Annotated in this window: 13 protein-coding genes, 1 tRNA gene and 1 other RNA gene; 5 read left to right on the plus strand and 10 right to left on the minus strand. The window is 69.9% G+C overall.

Translation table 11 applies throughout. The annotated features are described in order from the left end of the window. Positions 1-32: 32 nt before the first annotated feature. Positions 33-129, minus strand: an RNA gene (ffs, locus tag ABEA39_RS11170) — signal recognition particle sRNA small type. Between the two features lie 54 nt (positions 130-183). On the opposite strand from ffs, the gene ABEA39_RS11175 reads away from it, so the two are divergent. Beyond that, entirely contained in the window at positions 184-858 is a 675-nt protein-coding gene (locus tag ABEA39_RS11175) for an SDR family oxidoreductase (RefSeq protein ID WP_345375956.1), read from the plus strand. A gap of 88 nt (positions 859-946) precedes the next feature. Here the strand turns inward: ABEA39_RS11175 and ABEA39_RS11180 are convergent, their stop codons facing one another. Both ABEA39_RS11180 and pta read right to left on the minus strand, forming a co-directional pair. Next, positions 947-2152 (minus strand): acetate/propionate family kinase, encoded by a 1206-nt coding sequence (locus tag ABEA39_RS11180; protein WP_345375957.1) that lies wholly within the window; start codon positions 2150-2152, stop codon positions 947-949. Beyond that, complete coding sequence (pta, locus tag ABEA39_RS11185) at positions 2149-4305, minus strand: phosphate acetyltransferase (RefSeq protein ID WP_345375958.1); 2157 nt, start codon at positions 4303-4305, stop codon at positions 2149-2151. Before pta ends, ABEA39_RS11180 begins: the two co-directional genes overlap by 4 nt. A 137-nt stretch (positions 4306-4442) precedes the next feature. Between pta and ABEA39_RS11190 the strand changes: the two genes are divergently transcribed. From ABEA39_RS11190 to ABEA39_RS11200, 3 genes are all read left to right on the plus strand, one after another. Continuing rightward, positions 4443-4527, plus strand: a tRNA-Ser gene (locus tag ABEA39_RS11190). A gap of 140 nt (positions 4528-4667) precedes the next feature. Continuing rightward, positions 4668-5060 carry an RNA-binding S4 domain-containing protein gene (locus tag ABEA39_RS11195; protein ID WP_345375959.1) on the plus strand — a complete coding sequence of 131 codons (393 nt, stop codon included), beginning with the start codon at positions 4668-4670 and terminating at the stop codon, positions 5058-5060. Positions 5061-5240: 180 nt separating this feature from the next. Beyond that, positions 5241-5858 carry a hypothetical protein gene (locus ABEA39_RS11200; RefSeq protein WP_345375960.1) on the plus strand — a complete coding sequence of 206 codons (618 nt, stop codon included), beginning with the start codon at positions 5241-5243 and terminating at the stop codon, positions 5856-5858. A gap of 54 nt (positions 5859-5912) precedes the next feature. Here the strand turns inward: ABEA39_RS11200 and ABEA39_RS11205 are convergent, their stop codons facing one another. Further along, complete coding sequence (locus ABEA39_RS11205; protein ID WP_345375961.1) at positions 5913-7826, minus strand: helicase HerA-like domain-containing protein; 1914 nt, start codon at positions 7824-7826, stop codon at positions 5913-5915. Between the two features lie 128 nt (positions 7827-7954). Between ABEA39_RS11205 and ABEA39_RS11210 the strand changes: the two genes are divergently transcribed. Then, entirely contained in the window at positions 7955-8521 is a 567-nt protein-coding gene (locus ABEA39_RS11210; RefSeq protein ID WP_345375962.1) for a TetR/AcrR family transcriptional regulator, read from the plus strand. A gap of 8 nt (positions 8522-8529) precedes the next feature. Here ABEA39_RS11210 and ABEA39_RS11215 read toward each other — a convergent pair whose 3' ends face one another. From ABEA39_RS11215 to ABEA39_RS11240, 6 genes are all read right to left on the minus strand, one after another. Further along, positions 8530-9612: an LCP family protein gene (locus tag ABEA39_RS11215; protein ID WP_345375963.1), complete on the minus strand. Its 1083-nt coding sequence runs from the start codon at positions 9610-9612 to the stop codon at positions 8530-8532. A 28-nt stretch (positions 9613-9640) separates the two neighbouring features. After that, positions 9641-10312, minus strand: a complete 672-nt coding sequence (locus ABEA39_RS11220) for a sugar transferase (protein ID WP_345375964.1) — start codon at positions 10310-10312, stop codon at positions 9641-9643. A 169-nt stretch (positions 10313-10481) separates the two neighbouring features. After that, positions 10482-11633, minus strand: coding sequence for a cystathionine gamma-synthase (locus ABEA39_RS11225; RefSeq protein ID WP_345375965.1), 1152 nt, complete (start codon positions 11631-11633; stop codon positions 10482-10484). A 78-nt stretch (positions 11634-11711) separates the two neighbouring features. After that, complete coding sequence (locus tag ABEA39_RS11230) at positions 11712-13076, minus strand: cystathionine beta-synthase (RefSeq protein WP_345375966.1); 1365 nt, start codon at positions 13074-13076, stop codon at positions 11712-11714. Further along, a complete protein-coding gene (locus ABEA39_RS11235; RefSeq protein ID WP_345375967.1) occupies positions 13073-14545 on the minus strand; it encodes a mechanosensitive ion channel domain-containing protein in 1473 nt (490 codons plus the stop codon). Before ABEA39_RS11235 ends, ABEA39_RS11230 begins: the two co-directional genes overlap by 4 nt. Then, on the minus strand, positions 14538-16772 hold the full coding sequence (locus ABEA39_RS11240; protein ID WP_345375968.1) for an adenylate/guanylate cyclase domain-containing protein: 2235 nt from the start codon (positions 16770-16772) through the stop codon (positions 14538-14540). Before ABEA39_RS11240 ends, ABEA39_RS11235 begins: the two co-directional genes overlap by 8 nt. Between the last annotated feature and the right edge of the window lie 120 nt (positions 16773-16892).

Genomic DNA, 16892 nt, shown 5'->3' on the forward strand with positions numbered 1-16892 from the left:
CCCACGACACCCCCAGAACGAGTGTCGCCAAAAGAAAAGACCCCTCACGCACCCGCCAGAGCCCGGTTGCCCTTGCTGCGTTTCCGCCCTGGGGGAGTTGGCCTGGATGGCGCCACGTGAGGAGCCGGTGAATAGTTTAGCGGCACTCACGGGGCGTGGAGACCACCCGTGTTGGATGGAGTCATGAGAATCGTCATCGCCGGAGGACACGGCAAGATCGCCCAGCTCCTCGAACGTCAGCTTTCCGACGCCGGGCACGACCCGGTCGGGATCGTCCGCAACCCCGATCACACCAAGGACCTCGAGGCGGCCGGGGCCAGGGCCCTCGTCCTCGACCTTGAGAAGACCGACGTCGACACCCTCGCGGGTCACCTCGACGGAGCCGACGCCGTCGTCTTCGCGGCGGGCGGGGGCGGCTCGTCCGGCGCCGAGCGCAAGCTCACCATCGACCGCGACGGCGCCGTCCTCCTGGCGGACGCCGCCGAGAAGGCGGGCGTCAGCCGGTACGTCCTGATCTCGGCCATCCACACCGACGACTTCGACCCGGCGCGCGCCACCCTGCCCGCCGCGGACGACGACGTGATGCAGGTCTACCTGCGCGCGAAGAGCGAAGCCGACGCCGACGTGCGGAAGCGGGCCTTCGACTGGACGATCATCCGTCCCGGCACGCTGACCGACGAGGCCGGCACCGGCACGGTGACGGTCGGCACTCGCGTCGACTCCGGAGAGATCCCCCGGGCCGACGTCGCATCGCTCGTCGCGACGGCCATCCTCGAGGGCACGGCCGTCCGCACGCAGTTCGAGGCCGTGTCCGGCGAGATCCCGATCTCGGACGCGCTCGCGACGATCAAGTACTGATCGGCCGCCGCGCGACGTATCCCGGACTCCCCCACGTGCCGCGGCACGTCGCAGAGTCCGGGATACGTCGCGCGGCACGCGGAAGCGGTCAGACCAACTGCGCCGCCTGCCGCGCGATCTCGAGTTCTTCGTCGGTGGGGACGACGAGCACGGCGACCGGCGCGCCGTCCTTGGAGATGTAGCGGGCATCCCGCGAGCCGAGTTCGTTGCGGTCGTCGTCGATCGTGATTCCCAAGAACTCGAGCCCGAGCAGGGTCCGCCGACGGAGAAGCGCGTTGTTCTCCCCCACCCCGGCCGTGAACACGACCGCGTCGAGACCGCCGAGCTGAGCCGCGTAGGCGCCGACGTAGTGGCGGATCCGGTGGCGGTAGACGGCGAGCGCGGCCTCGGCCACCTCGTCGCCCTTCGACGCCGCGTCTTGGACGTCGCGCATGTCGCCGTTGCCGGTGAGGCCGAGCAGGCCGCTCCGCTTGTTGAGCATGGTCTCGAGTTCTTCGAACGACAGCCCGGCTTCGCGGTGCAGGTGGAAGACGACCGCCGGGTCGACGTCGCCCGAGCGGGTGCCCATGACGAGGCCCTCGAGCGGCGTGAGCCCCATCGAGGTCTCGATGCTCCTGCCCCCGTCGATGGCGGTGGCCGAGGCGCCGTTCCCGATGTGCAGGACGATCAGCTTCAGCTCGGAGAGCGGCCGCCCCAGGAACTCGGCGGTCTTCTCGGAGACGAACTTGTGCGAGGTGCCGTGGAAGCCGTAGCGGCGCACCTGGTGTTTGCGGGCCAGCTCGTCGTCGATCGCGTAGGTGTAGGCGGCCGGCGCGAGGGTCTGGTGGAAAGCCGTGTCGAACACGGCCACTTGCGGGGCGTCGGGGAACGCCTTCTTCGCCGCGACGATGCCCTCGAGGTTTGCCGGGTTGTGCAGCGGCGCCAGCGCGGAGAGCTTGTCGATGGCCTTCTCGACCTCGGGAGTCACGATCGTGGCCCTGTCGAACTCGGAGCCTCCGTGCACGACGCGGTGACCGACGGCGATCAGGGGATGCTCGTCGAACGAGGGCCCGCTGGTCTCGAAGGCCTTCAACATGGCGTCGAATCCGGCCGCGTGGTCGGCGATGGGCGCCGAGTCGTTCGAGGTCTCCTGACCCGTCTCGGCGTTCTTGTGCTTGGTGGCGCCGGTCTCTTCGCCGATGCGCTCCACGAGACCCGAGGCCAGCGTGCGCTCTCCCTCGAGGTCGATCAGCTGGTACTTGAACGACGACGAGCCGGAGTTGACGACGAGGACGGCGCCCTTGGTGGTGCTCACAGGGATGCTCCTTCTACCGGGTGGGATGCCGCGGTGGGTTCGGTGCTCGAGGCGGGTTCGGTGCCCGCCTGGATCGCGGTGATCGCGACGGTGTTGACGATGTCGCTCACGAGAGCGCCTCGCGAGAGGTCGTTGATGGGCTTGCGGAGGCCCTGGAGGATCGGGCCGATCGCCACGGCGCCCGCCGACCGCTGCACGGCCTTGTAGGTGTTGTTGCCCGTGTTGAGGTCGGGGAAGATGAAGACCGTCGCGCGACCCGCCACCTCGCTGCCCGGCATCTTCGTCGCGGCCACGGTCGGGTCGGCAGCGGCGTCGTACTGGATCGGCCCCTCGACGAGCAGGTCGGGGCGACGCTCGCGCACCAGGGTCGTCGCGGCCCGCACCTTCTCGACGTCGGCGCCCGAACCGGAGTCGCCGGTCGAGTAGCTGAGCATGGCGATGCGGGGCTCGATGCCGAACTGCACCGCGGTCTCGGCGGACGAGATCGCGATGTCGGCGAGCTGCTCGGCGGTCGGGTCGGGGATCACGGCGCAGTCGCCGTAGACCAGGACGCGGTCGGCGAGCGCCATCAGGAACACGCTCGACACGACGCCGACGCCGGGCGACGTCTTGATCACCTCGAAAGCGGGCCGGATCGTGTGCGCGGTCGTGTGCTTGGCGCCGGAGACCATGCCGTCGGCGAGGCCGAGCTTGACCATCATCGTGCCGAAGTACGAGACGTCGGTCACGGTGTCCATGGCCATCTCGACGGTCGTGCCCTTGTGCGCGCGGAGGGCCGCGTACTCCGTGGCGAACTTCACCTGGAGGTCGTGGTCGTTCGGGTCGAGCACGGCCGCGTCGCTCAGGTCGAGCCCCAGCTCGGCCCCGCGAGCGCGCACGCTCGACTCGTTGCCGAGGAGCGTGAGGCGGGCGACACCGCGCTGCAGCAGCGACGAGGCGGCCCGGAGGATGCGGTCGTCGTCGCCCTCCGGAAGGACGATGTGACGTTGGATGCTCCGCGCCCGATCGAGGAGCTGGTACTCGAACATCAGAGGTGTCACGACCTTCGACGGGCTCACCTCGAGGAGGCGCAGGAGGGCGTCGGCGTCGACGTGGGTCTCGAAGAGACTCAGAGCGAGGTCGTACTTGAGCGGCGAGTCGGCGGCCAGGCGCCCCCGGGTCTGCGTGATGCGGAGGGCTGTGTCGTAGGTGCCGAGCTCGCTCCAGAGGATGGGGAGCTGGCTGCCGAGGCCTCCGATGAGGCGGACCACCTGAGGGGCGAGGTCGAAGCCGCCGTTGAGGACGATTCCGGCCAGGGAGGGGAAGGTGTCAGAGCTGTGCGCGAGGAGCGTCGCCACCAGCACGTCGGAGCGGTCGCCCGGCACGACGACGACGGCGCCCTCGGTGAGGCGGGGCAACACGTTCTCCATCGACATGGCCGCGACCACGACGCCGACGGCTTCGCGCTCGAGCAGGGCGTCGTCGCCGAGGAGCAGCCGTGCCTCGGTCGCCTTCATGACCGAGCGGAGGGTCGGCGAGACGAGCACGCGGTCTTCCGGCAGAGCCCAGATCGGCACGCGCCCCTCGGGGCTGCCGTCGAGCGCCTCGCCGATTCCGGCGACGACCTCGTCGATGCGGTCGGGCTCGGCCCGGTTCGCGATCACGGCCAGGAGGCTGGCGTGCTCGCTGCGCAGCTCGGCCGTGGTCAACTCGGCGACCTGACGCATGTCGGCGCCGGTGCGGGGTGCTGCGCCGTCGGCCGTGCGCCCGCCGAGGACGAGCAGCACGGGGGCACCGAGGTTCGCCGCGATGCGGGCGTTGAACGACAGCTCGGTCGGGCTGCCGACGTCGGTGTAGTCCGACCCCACGATCACCACCGCGTCGCACTGCCGCTCGACTGCCGCGAAGCGCCCCACGATGGTCGCGAGAGCGGCGTCGGGATCGGCGTGGACGTCGTCGTAGGTGACGCCGATGCAGTCCTCGTAGGGCAGGTCGACGCTGTCGTGCGCGAGCAGCAGTTGCAGGACGTAGTCGGGCTCGCTCGTCGAACGGGCGACCGGTCGGAACACCCCCACGCGGCCCAGCTCGTGGCTCAGCGTGTCGAGCACGCCCAGAGCGATGGTGGATTTGCCGGTATGGCCCTCGGCGGACGTGATGTAGATGCGGGTCGACACGGCTTCCACTGTAGAACCGATCGCTCGGAGCATCCTGCGATTTGTCCTGACATGGTGGATGTTCAGCAGCACCCCGTCGGACCCGGTAGGATTCTCAAGGTCGTTCGCGACCGTGGTCGATTGCTCGCAATCGCCCAGGAGAATTCGCCTAGTGGCCTATGGCGCACGCTTGGAAAGCGTGTTGGGTGCAAGCCCTCGGGGGTTCGAATCCCCCATTCTCCGCCGAGGATCCCTCCTGTTCGGGCCCGTCCTACTGGACGGGCCCTTCCCAGAGCCACGGCTAGTACCCATGGGCGCTCTCGCGCCAGTGGCGATTGGCGCGAGCGCCTCCGCCTCCGCCGCTCGGGAAGTAGGGTCGAGGCATGGCGGACCTCACCTCGGCACGCGTCGACGCCTGGCTCTGGGCGGTGCGCATCTACAAGACCCGGTCGGCGGCGACCACCGCCTGCCGCGCCGGCCACGTCCGCGTCAACGGCGAGCGCGTCAAGGCCGCCCAGTCGGTCCGACCGGATGACGAGATCCGGGTCCGCATCGAGGGCTTCGACCGGATCGTGATCGTGCGCAAGATCATCGTCAAACGCGTCGGCGCCCCCGTCGCGGCGACCTGCCTCACCGACCTCACCCCTCCCCCGCCGCCGCGCGAGGAGCGCGCCCTGGTGCCGATGCGCGACCGCGGCACCGGACGCCCGACCAAGCGCGACCGCCGCGACATCGACCGCCTCCGCGACCAGATGTTCGGCACCCACGAGGAGTGACGCCCCGGGCCCCGCCCCGCGCATCCCCCCGTCTCGCCACCCGAACTGGGCAGTATTGCGCCGCCCCCGCCCGGCCCTACAGTGATGCCAGCGCAACGCGAGGCCCGCAGGGGTGCAGGCCCCGCGATGCTCGACGTACTGATGAACTCAGGGGTCTTGTGTGAGAGCAGGGGGATGTTGATGGAAACAGGAATCGGGATCGCGGAGGGCGCCACGAGCGTGCTGCCGGATCGAGGAATCGGCCGGAGCGCGATCTTCTCGGCCGCGTTCAGTCTGGCGCCGGTGTTCGGCGTGCTGCTCTGGCTGACGCATCGCTCCGACGCCTGGCCGGTGGTGGTGCTGGCCGAGATCGTCGTCACGGCCGTCTGCGCCGTCGTCTTCATCCGCTTCAAGCTCGTCCACGCCTCCGTGCACGACGGGGTCTTCGTCAAGCAGGGCCTGTTCGGGCGGACGCGGGTCGATCGCTCGCGGATCTTCGATCTCGTGCTGACCCGGGTGTACCGCAACAACTCGTCGGAGTTCCTGACGCGCCTGCTCGCCGTCGACCGCACCGGCCGCCGGCTCTTCCGCCTCGACGGGATCTACTGGCCGACGGTCGGACTCGAAGAACTCGCCGAGGCCTTGGACGTGGACGTCACGATCGAGGAGGAGACGCTCACGCGCGGAGAGTACTTCGCCGTGCATCCCACCGCTCGCTACTGGTACGAGAAGCCGGTCGTCGTCGCCCTGGCGGTGATGGCCGCGATCGTCCTCCTGATCGCCGCGGTCGAGGCCGTCCAAGGGCTCGTCACCGTCTGAACACGACTCGCGGCTCGCGGGCACGGGTCGCGACTCGCGGTCGTCGGCCGCCGGTCAGCGCCGCCTCAGGGTGCCGAAGATGCCCTTCACCACCTCGGTCATGATCGTGCGGCTGGCCTTCGATCCGAGCAGCTCGTCCACCACCGACTTCGGTGCCCGCTGCGAGGCCCTCGCTCGCGACGTGCCGCTCGACTGCCGCGACGCCTGAGCCTTCTGCGCCTTCTCGAACTCCCGCTGCTGGCGCTCGTACTCCGCCTGCGCCTTCGCCCGCTCCTTCTCGGCAGCCGTCGCAGCCGTCTGCTCGGCCTTCAGCCGGGCGGCGTCGAGCTTGGCCTGCTCGGCCGCCTCCTTCTCGCGGGCCTCGGCGTCGCCGCGCTCTTGTTCGGCTGCAGCGGCGGCCTCGAGCTTCGCGGTGAGGATCTCACGAGCGGACTCCCGGTCGATGGGCGTCCCGTACGTCGCGAACAGCGGCGAGGCCTGCACGGTCGCGGTCATGGCGGCGGCCGGCGTCGGCGACATCGAGCCCTGCGGCGCCCGCAGCCGGGTCCAGGCGACCGGGCTGGGAGCGCCCTTCTCGTTCATGACGGTGACGATCGCCTCGCCCGTGGCCAGTTGCGTGAGCACCTCCGCCAGCCGGTACCCGCTCGACGGGTAAGTCGAGACGGTCGCCTTGAGCGCCTTCGCGTCATCCGGTGTGAAGGCCCGCAACTGGTGCTGGATCCGCGATCCGAGTTGGGCGAGGACCTCGCTGGGCACGTCTTTCGGGGTCTGCGTGACGAACACGATGCCGACGCCCTTCGACCGGATGAGCCGTACGGTCTGCGTGATGGAGGCGACGAAGTCCTTCGACGCCCCGGTGAAGAGCAGATGCGCCTCGTCGAAGAAGAAGACGAGCTTGGGCTTGTCGAGGTCGCCCACCTCGGGCAGGTCGTTGTAGAGGTCGGCGAGCAGCCACATCAGGAAGGTCGAGAACAGGGCCGGCTGCTGCGCGACTCCGGGCAGTTCGAGGAGGCTGACGATGCCTCGTCCGTCGGCCGCGGTCCGGAGGAACACACTCGTGTCGATCTCGGGCTCGCCGAAGAACTGGTCGGCGCCCTGATCGGCGAACGTGATGAGCTCGCGCAGGATCACGCCCACCGTCGCCGGGCTCAGTCCGCCCAACTCTGCCAACTCGGCCTTGCCGTCGTCGCTCGTCAGAAAGGTCAGCACGGCCCGGAGGTCGCTCAGGTCGAGGAGGGCCAGCCCGGCCTTCTCCGCGTAGTGGAACACCAGGCCGAGGCTCGACTCCTGGGTGGCGTTGAGCCCCAGCACCTTGCTGAGGAGGAGCGATCCGAAACCCGACACGGTGGCCCGGACGGGGATGCCCGTCCCGATCCCTCCGAGGGCGAAGTACTCGGTCGGAGCCGCCTGGGCGCTCCACTCCTGACCGATGCCGCGGGTCCGCTCCAGGAGCTTCTCGCTCGACTCCCCCGGCGTCGCCAGCCCGGAGAGATCGCCCTTCATGTCGGCGGCGAACACGGGCACGCCCTGCGCGGAGAGCTGCTCGGCGAGCACCTGCAGCGTCTTGGTCTTGCCGGTACCGGTCGCGCCGGCCACCAGTCCGTGCCGGTTCATCATGGCCAGGGGGATGCGCACCGGCACGTCCGCGAGCGCGTCGCCGTTGACGAGCGCGCCCACCTCGATGGCAGGCCCGGCGAAGGCGTACCCGCTGCGGATGGTCGCCACGTCCGCCTCCCCGAGCGGGCCGGACGTGGTCGTGGCGGCCTCGCCCGGCACGGCGGCGGCGACCGTCGCGGCAGCCTCCGAGGCCGCACTCGCCTCCGCGGCCGCAGCCTCCGCGGCCGCACTCGCCTCGGCGGCGACGCTCATCGCCCTCTCGAGGGCTGCGTCGGCCTCCGCCTTCGCGGCCTGCGCGGCGGCGACCGCGGCTTCGGCTCGGACCCGGGCTGCGTCGACTGCATCGCTCATGGCGTCAGCCTAGGATCCCCGGGCGGTCCGCGACACCCTCCCGTCGCCGCAAGTGACACCCGTCGCCTGCCGGACCAACCGTCGGCGGCGGTCTAGGCTCGGTGAGAACGCTCGCTTCAGGAGGAACCATGGTCGACGCCCGCATCGTTCAGACGACGAAGTCGCTTCACGCGGCCATCGTCGAGCTGGCCTCGGTGACTCCCGTGTCGGCCATCACCGTCGCCGACGTGACCCGAGCCGCCGGCATCAACCGGGCCACCTTCTACAGCCACGCCACCTCGCCCGGAGCCCTGCTCACGGACGTCCTCACTCCCGAGCTCGACGAGATCCGCCGGGCCGACTTCGAGCTCCGCGAGGCCGGATCTCTCGATGGGACGGCCATCACCCGCAAGGGCATGGAGCGCGTCGTCGACCACGTGGTCAAGTACCGCGACATCTACCGCCTGGCGTTGCCGGATCCCCTCGACGCCTCGACGCATCGCGCCCTCGCGAGCCATTTCGAGGAGTCGTCGCTCGCGCATTTCGAGTCGTATCGCGCCGGCGATCTGCCCGAGGGCATCTCGACGGCCCTGGCCGCCGGCTTCATCGCCCACGGGCTCGTCGGCGTGATCGAGAAGTGGCTGACCGGCAAGCGCTCGAGCCGCAAGGCCCTCGTCGACAACATCGTGCAGCTGTTGCCGATCTGGTGGGACTGAGCCGACCTCTAGCGGCTGCCCGAGTCGCCTTTCGAGAGCGACGCCGCGAAGGCGCCCACCTCGTCGGAGGCGAGTGCCGCCTTCAGCCGAGCGACCGCCTCGGAGTCGACCTCGACGATCGACTGCCCGTCGGGTGACGAGCCCGTTCCCGCCGTGGGTAGGGTGAAGAAGTCGATGTCGGCGGAGTCGATTCCGCGCAGGCCCCAGGCGAGCGAGGCCATGGCCGGCAGGGAGAACCCCGCGTCGACCGTGACGCTCTTGGACGTCTCGGTCGCGAACGAAGCGAGCGCGGACGGATCGGCCAGGACGTCGCGGCTGATGGCACGGTCGAGCATGCCCTTCAGCAGGAGTTGTTGGTTGCGGACGCGCTGGTAGTCGCCGGTCGGGAAGGCCTTCCGTTCGCGGACGAAGGAGAGGGCCCCGGCGCCTTCCAGCTTGATCGGCCCCGCGGCGAAGTAGCGCCCGGCGGTGTCGTACTCGTCGGCCCGCGTGAAGGGGACCTTGTTGTCGACCCAGACCCCTCCGAGCGCCGTGGTCATGTCCGCCAACCCGGTGAAGTCGATGACGGCGACATGGTCGATGCGCGTGTCGAGGAGCCCCTCGACGGTGGCGATGCTCAGGGCCGTACCGCCCCAGGCGAGCGCCGCGTTGATCTTGGCCTGGCCGTGGCCGGGGACGGGGACGTAGAGGTCGCGCATCAGCGAGGCGATCTGCACGCCGCTGCCGTCGGCCGGCACGTGCGCGAGCATCATGACGTCGGATCGCTGGTCGCCCTTCGCCGTCAGGTCGTGCTCGTCGGGTTCGAGACGGGAGTCGGAGCCCAGCAGCAGGACGTTCTTCGAGCCGTCGGTCGAGGCGGCGGGTCGGCCCTTCTCGTCGGGGAAGGCCACCGAATCGGGGATGACGGTGAGATGGGATCCGATCGTCCGGTGCCAGAGGAGCGCCGCACCACCGACGACGCAGCCGAGGAGTACCACGAGGGTGCCTGCGGAGACGAGGGCGACGATCAGACGCTTGCGGCGGCGGCGATCGCGCCGGGCACGACGGGAACGGGACCGGGTCGCGGGGACGACATCGGGAGTCGAGGGCATGCGGGAGCTTTCGGGTCGGGACGGAGGGTCAGTACGCGCCGACCGGCCGGACGACGGCCCGGACGGTCTGGACGAGGAGGAGGGTGTCGTACCGGAGGTTGCGGTGGTCGACGTAATGGAGGTCGAGATCGAGGCCGGCCTGCCAGCTGAGGGTGCAGCGGCCGCCGACCTGCCACGGACCGGTCATTCCGGGGAGGACCTCGAGGCGGCGGAGCGCCCGGGGGCAGTAACCGTCGACTTCGGTCTGCAGGGCCGGGCGGGGCCCGACGAGGCTCATGTCGCCACGCAGGACGTTCCAGAGCTGCGGGAGCTCGTCGAGCGAGTACCGACGGAGGACTCGGCCGACGCGCGTGACTCGCGGATCCGCGGCGAGCTTGAAGAGCGGACCGTCGGCGTCGTGGTCGGCCTCGAGGACGTCGGTGCGCGTGTCGGCGTCGCACTGCATCGAGCGGAACTTGACGATGCGGAACGGGCGGCCGCCGCGCCCCACTCGGGTCTGGCGATAGAGGGGCGACCCCGAGCCGTCCGCGATCACGGCGAGGCCGATGACGACGAGGAGCGGAAGGAGCAGGAGCAGGCCGATGACGGAACCGGCGATGTCGACGACGCGCTTGGCGAGCTCGCCCGCTCGCGAGCCCGCCGCGAGCCCTGTCGGCGTGACCTCGGTCGGGCCGGCCGGGCCCAGCTGCAGAACAGTCATGTCTCTACTCCCTGTGATGTGACATATCAATACAGGGTAGAGCATCGAGGCGTGTTTATTCAATATTTCTCATGCAGAAAGGCCCCGATCGAATGATCGGGGCCTTCTGAAAACCGCACCGCGAACGGCCGAGGCGGCCGTCGCGACGAGGCGGCCGTCGCGACGAGGGTCAGCTCACGCGAGAAAGAGCCTGGTGGACATCGGCCAGGAGGTCGTCCACCGACTCGATGCCGACCGACAGACGGATCACGTTCTCGGGCACTTCCAGCTCGGTGCCCTTCACCGACGCGTGCGTCATCTCCGACGGATAGCCGATCAACGACTCCACTCCGCCGAGCGACTCGGCGAGCTGGAAGACCTCGGTGGACTCGGCGAAGGTCCGGGCAGCGGAGGGCCCTCCCGCGAGCGCCACGCTGAGCATCCCACCGAAGCGCTTCATCTGGCGGGCAGCGAGCTCGTGCCCCGGGTGCGAGGCGAGACCCGGGTAGAAGACCCGGTCGATGGCGGGATGCTCGGACAGGGCCTCGGCGATCGCCTGCGCGTTCTCGGAGTGACGGTCGACCCGCACTCCGAGCGTCTTGATGCCGCGGATGGTCAGCCAGGCCTCCATCGGGGCCGAGACGGCTCCGACGCCGAACTGGATGAAGCCGACCTTCTCGGCGAGCGCCTGGTCGTTCACCACGACGGCGCCGCCGAGGGTGTCGGAGTGCCCGCCGAGGTATTTCGTGGTCGAGTGCACGACGACGTCGGCGCCCAGGGCCAGGGGCTGCTGGACGTACGGCGAGGCGAAGGTGTTGTCGACGACGACGATCGCGCCGGCGGCGTGACCGATCTCGGCGAGCCCGGCGATGTCGGTGATCTTCATCAGAGGGTTGCTGGGCGTCTCGACCCAGAGCACGGTGGTCTCGCCGGGGCGCGCCGTGGCGCGGACGGCGTCGAGGTCGCTCATGTCGACGGTCTCGAGCGTGACTCCCCAGGGTGCCCAGACGCGGCTGACGAGGCGGTGGGTGCCGCCGTAGACGTCGTTGCCCATCACGACGCGCGAGCCCGGAGTGAGCACGGCGCGCAGCAGGGCGTCCTCGGCCGCGAGGCCCGAGGCGAAGCTGAACGCCGCCGCGCCGCCCTCGAGGCTGGCGAGCACGGTCTGCAGCGAGTCGCGGGTCGGGTTGGCCGAACGCCCGTACTCGTATCCGCCCCGGAAGCCGCCGATGCCGTCCTGGACGAACGTCGACGTCTGGTAGATCGGCGGGACCACGGCGCCGGTGGTGGGGTCGAAGGCCTGGCCGTCGTGGATGGCGCGCGTGTCGAAGGAGTGGGTCACAGAGAGCTCGTTCTCGAAGAGGGAAGGTGGGTCAGAAAGGGAACAGCGGCGAGGAGGGCGCCATTCCACGCGGAGCGGCTAGGCCGACAGGAAGGCGAGGAGGTCGTGCCGGGTGACGACCGCGGCCGGCTTGCCGTCGGACGTGACGAGCAGGGCGTCGTTCTTCTCCAGCGCGCGCCGGGCGGTGGTCACGGACTCGTTGAGACCGATCAGAGCGAAAGGCGCGCCGACGAACTTCGACACCGGGTCGGTCATCTTGGCGGCACCGGAGAAGACCTGCTCGAGCAGCGCCTTCTCTTCGACGGCGCCGACGACCTCGCCCATGACGACCGGCGGCTCGGCCGACAGCACCGGCATCTGCGAGACGCCGTAGGTCGACATGATGTTCACCACGTCACGAACCGTGTCGGAGGGATGCGCGTGCACGAGATCGGGGAGAGCGCCGCTCTTGCCCGCCAGGAGGTCGGCGACGGTGCGCTCGTCGGCCACCTCGCTGAAACCGTAGCTGCGCATCCACCGGTCGTTGAAGATCTTGCCCAGATAGCCGCGACCGCCGTCGGGGAGGAGCACGACCACGACGTCGTCGGGCCCGAGCTCTCGGGCCACGTCGAGCGCGGCCGCGACCGCCATGCCCGACGAGCCGCCGACGAGCAGGCCCTCTTCGCGGGCGAGCCGACGGGTGATGTCGAACGAGCGGGCGTCGGAGATGGGGATGATGCGGTCGACGACGCTGCCGTCGTAGGCGCCGGGCCAGAAGTCTTCGCCGACGCCCTCGACGAGGTACGGGCGCCCGGTGCCGCCCGAGTAGACGCTGCCCTCGGGGTCGGCGCCGACGATCTGGACGCGCCCCTCGGAGGCCTCTTTCAGGAAACGGCCCGTGCCGCTGATCGTCCCGCCCGTGCCCACTCCGGCGACGAAGTGGGTGATCTCGCCCTCGGTGTCGCGCCAGATCTCGGGGCCGGTGGTCTCGTAGTGGCTGAGCGGGCCGTTGGGGTTCTCGTACTGGTTCGGCTTGAAGGCGCCCGGCGTCTCGCGCACGAGGCGGTCGGAGACGCTGTAGTACGACTCGGGGCTGTCGGGGGCGACGGCGGTGGGGGTCACCACGATCTCGGCCCCGTACGCGGTCAGCACGTTGCGCTTGTCTTCGCCGACCTTGTCGGGCAGCACGAAGATGCAGTGGTACCCGCGCTGCTGCGCCACCAGGGCGAGGCCGACGCCGGTGTTGCCGCTGGTCGGCTCGACGATCGTGCCGCCGGGCTTCAACAGACCATCGCGCTCGGCGGCGTCGATGATGCGGGTGGCGATGCGGTCTTTGGCCGAGCCGCCGGGGTTCAGGTACTCGACCTTGACCAGCACCGTGGCGCTGATGCCCTCGGTCAGCCGGTTCAGCTTGACGAGCGGGGTGTTACCGACCAGATCGACGACGGAGTCTGCGTACTTCACCCGGAGAGTCTACCGACGCCGTTCCGACCAGCGCCCGAGACCGGAACGGGGGATGCCCCCGTCACCTGCTGCGCGTCGAGAGCCGTCGACACCTGCCGACGCCGCTGCTCCATCACGTCGCCGAAGTCGCGAGCCAGCCGGGGGCGTGCTCGCACCAACCCGTCGATGGTCTCCACGGGGACCCGCAGCACGGCGAGCTCGGACAGGGCGACTGCGGTGGTGATCAACGGCTCGCGGGTCAACGCGGTCTGCGCGAGGTAGTCGCCGGCCTCCACGCGGGCGACCGGCAGGAGGGCGCCGTCGGGCAGGGGGACGCCGAGGCTGGCCACCCCGCGGAGGACGAACAGCACCGCGTCGGGCACTCCCCCGAGCTCGAGGATCGTCTCGCCCGCGGCGAAGCGCTGCAGCGTGACCACCGGCAGGAGCGCTGCCGCGTCGTCGCCTTCGAGATACAGGAGCGGGGCCACCTGCCGCACGGCGTCCGCGGTCCGCTCGGGCGTGACGAAGGCGTCCGTGGTGTCGCCGTCGAGGCCCAGGGAGACCCGGCGTGCGGCGTACCAGAGGCGGGTGCGGAAGACCGCCAGCGCATCCCCCTCGGCGGCTGGGCCGCGGACCTCGAAGGCGACCTCGTAGTCCGGACCGCCGAGCGGCGTCGCCACGGGGACGGTGTTCGGATACAGGCTCGGCAGTCCGCGCGCCACCCGGGTGAGCAGGGCCATGACCTCGGCCGGGGCGTCGTCGGTGGTGAAGGTGACCTTCGACGCGACCGTGTAGCTGCCGTCGCCGCGACTGAGGTTCGTGAACGACGAGCCGGCCAGGGACGCGTTGGGGATGATCTGCACGCCGTTGCCGGTGTCGATGTGGACCGCCCGCCAGTTGACCTCGATCACGCGGCCCTTCACTCCCCCGGCCTCGAGGAAGTCCCCGAGACGGAAGGGCTGCTCGAAGAGCAGGAGGAGGCCGGAGACGACGCTGCCGATCGCTCCCTGGAGCGCGAGGCCGAGCACGATCGAGGTCACGCCGAGCGCCGTGAAGAGCCCCGCGACGTCCGTGTTCCACACGACCGAGAAGAGCACGGCGAGCCCGATGGCGATCAGGACGATCCGGGCGATGTCGACGAAGATCGAGGGCAGCCTGGCCCGCCAGCTGCCCTCCGCCGCATTCGTGAAAAGGGCGAGGTTGAAGGCGTTGAGGATGAACAGGATCACCAGGAACCCGAAGAGGGTCGCGACCAGCTTCGCCCAGGTGAAGTCGGTCGAGCCGATCGATTTCGTGATCTCCGCCAGCAGCACCGCGACCGCCGCACTCGGCACCACGAAGTTGCGGGCGAGCCGGACCAGCCGGTGGCCGGGGTTGCCTCGACGTTCGAGGTTCGACCCGACCTCGGTCAGGACGATCAGCAGGACGGGGAGCCCCACCACCACGGCGATGGCAGGCCAGAACCAGGGCTGGGCGACGATGCTAACCACGACCGGCGTCCTCTCCGAGCTGGAAGACCTTCTGCGGCCCGGTCTGCGTCTCGACCTGGCCGGCCTCGACCGCGGCGACCGTGTCGCCGAGCTTGTCGACGACCCGCTGGGTCGCGTAGATGCCGGGACGCGCCGTGACGCCCTGTACGCGATAGGCGAGGTTCACCGCATCCCCCCACATGTCGTAGACCATGCTCGACCGACCGATGAGGCCGCTCGTGACGAGACCCGTGTCGAGGCCCGCGCGCAGCGAGAGGGTCGACGAGTTGACGCCGTTGAAGCGCTCGACGATCCGCTCCTGTTCGAGGGTGAACTCGACGATGCGCCGGGCGTTGTCCACCCGGGGCACGGTCAGGCCGCAGCTGACGAGGTAGCCGCGCTGCGTCGAGCGGACCTTCTCGACGCCGAGACGCTCGGCCGCCTCGTCGAAGGCTCGCCAGAGTCCGTTGAGCAGGGCGATGGCGTCGCCCGACTTCTTGGAGCGCGAGAAGTCGTCGAAGCCGACGATGTCGGCGAAGCCCACCGCGACGTCCTGGTGGTCCTCGGCGATCGAGTCCTCACCTTCTTTGTAGCGCTTGGCGACGTCCGCCGGCATGAGGGTCAGCAGCAGGCGGTCGTTCTCCGCCCGCTGCTCGTCGAGGAGGTCCTGCTTCAGCTTGAGACTCCGGCTCATGTCGTTGAACGAGGTGCCCAGGTCGCCGAACTCGTCGCCCGACCGGGTCTCGACCTCGACGCCGATCTCGCCGGCGCTGACCCGGTTCACGGCGGTCTGAAGTCGCCTGACCGGTCTCACGAACACCTGCGCGAGCAGGAGCGACAGCAGGGCGACGATGACGATGATCGCGGCGAGCGACAGGAACAGGTTCCGCGTGAACACGTCGACCGGGCTGAACGCCTGGGACGTGTCGATCTTCGCCACGATCACCCAGTTCAATCCCGTGAGCCCGGCCGGCGCGTAGGCCGCGAGGACCTGATGGCCCAGGTAGTCGGTGTCGATCACCGTCCCCGACTTGCCCTGGAGGGCCCGAGTCACCGCCACGGTGTTCACCGGCTGGAGGAGGATCGACGACTTGGTCGACACCTCCTCCTTGGCCGTCGCGATCGGCGTCCCGTTGGCCACCGCGTCCTTCTCGAACCTCTTCGGGTTCTGCAGCAGTTCGCGGGAGTCCGAGCGCATCGTCTTGTCGGGTCCGGCCAGGTAGGCCTCGCCGGTCGCGCCCAGGCCGTCGCCCGTCCACCCCTTGTTGCCGGTCATGACCGAGTTGATCGTGGCGCTGGGCACCTGGATCGCGAGGACGCCCTGAACGCTCGTGCCGCTCCCGACCGGCGACGAGATCCAGGCCGTCGGGGCCGAGTACGAGGGCTGGTAGGGGTCGAAGTCGGTCGTCACGGCCGCGTCGACGGAGTTGAGGCGGAGAGCGGCGTTGTAGCTGGTCGCCAGTCCCGACTTCGAGTACGGCCCCGTCTGCACGTTCGTGCCGAGATCCACCCCGGAGTAGGCCGAGTAGATCACGTTGCCCCGGGTGTCGAGGAGCAGCACGTCGTCGTAGCCGGCCTGCAGCACCAGCTCCTTGAAGTAGTCGTGGAACTCGGCGTGGGCCGCCGACCAGGCACTGCCGTCGCCGGCGTCGGTCTCCTGCAGCGACTTGTCGAAGTCGCCCTGGAACGGGACCGTGTAGTGGGTCTGGAGGTAGGCGCCCGGATTGGTCGTCGGCTCGAAGAGCGCGGGATCCGTGGTCTGGCCGGTCGCCTTCTCGAGCTGCGGGGCGAACGTGTCGGAGTAGTACGACGACAGCGCCGTCTTCTCGGCCGCGGTGACGGGCGTGTTCTCGAGCGCGTCGAAGGCCGAGGTGAACGCGTCGGTGGCCTGGATCGCGCTCTGGTTGCGACTGTCCAGCACGACGTCCTGCTGGATCTCGCTGACGGTGCGCTTGAGCTCGGCCAGCCGGGACTCGCGGAGGCTCGTGACCTGCTGGAACGCGGCGTCCTGCAGCGAAGTGCGCCCGTTGACGTAGCCGATGACCCCGATCACGACGGTCGACAGGAGGGAGACGGCCAGCAGCATGACGAGGAGCTTCGACTGGATGTCGAGGGAGCCCCGCCCGAAGAACGCGGCCCAGCGGAAGCGGCGGCGCGGGATCGGGGCGGTCGCGACCGAGTCGCGCGGTGCATCCCCCCGTTTCGCTGCCCCTCCGTCGACGCCGACCGCTGCGCTGCCCTGGCTCACGATGCCTCCCCTCGGGGCTGCGCCTTGTGGGTGGGCGCACCCCGTGGGACAGGATTACCACAACGAGCGGGATGGCCACCAGGGCAGAAGGGAGGACAGCTTGTACCCCGGTCGGCCGGC

Source organism: Frondihabitans cladoniiphilus (genome assembly GCF_039544345.1).
Taxonomy (GTDB): Bacteria; Actinomycetota; Actinomycetes; order Actinomycetales; family Microbacteriaceae; genus Frondihabitans; species Frondihabitans cladoniiphilus.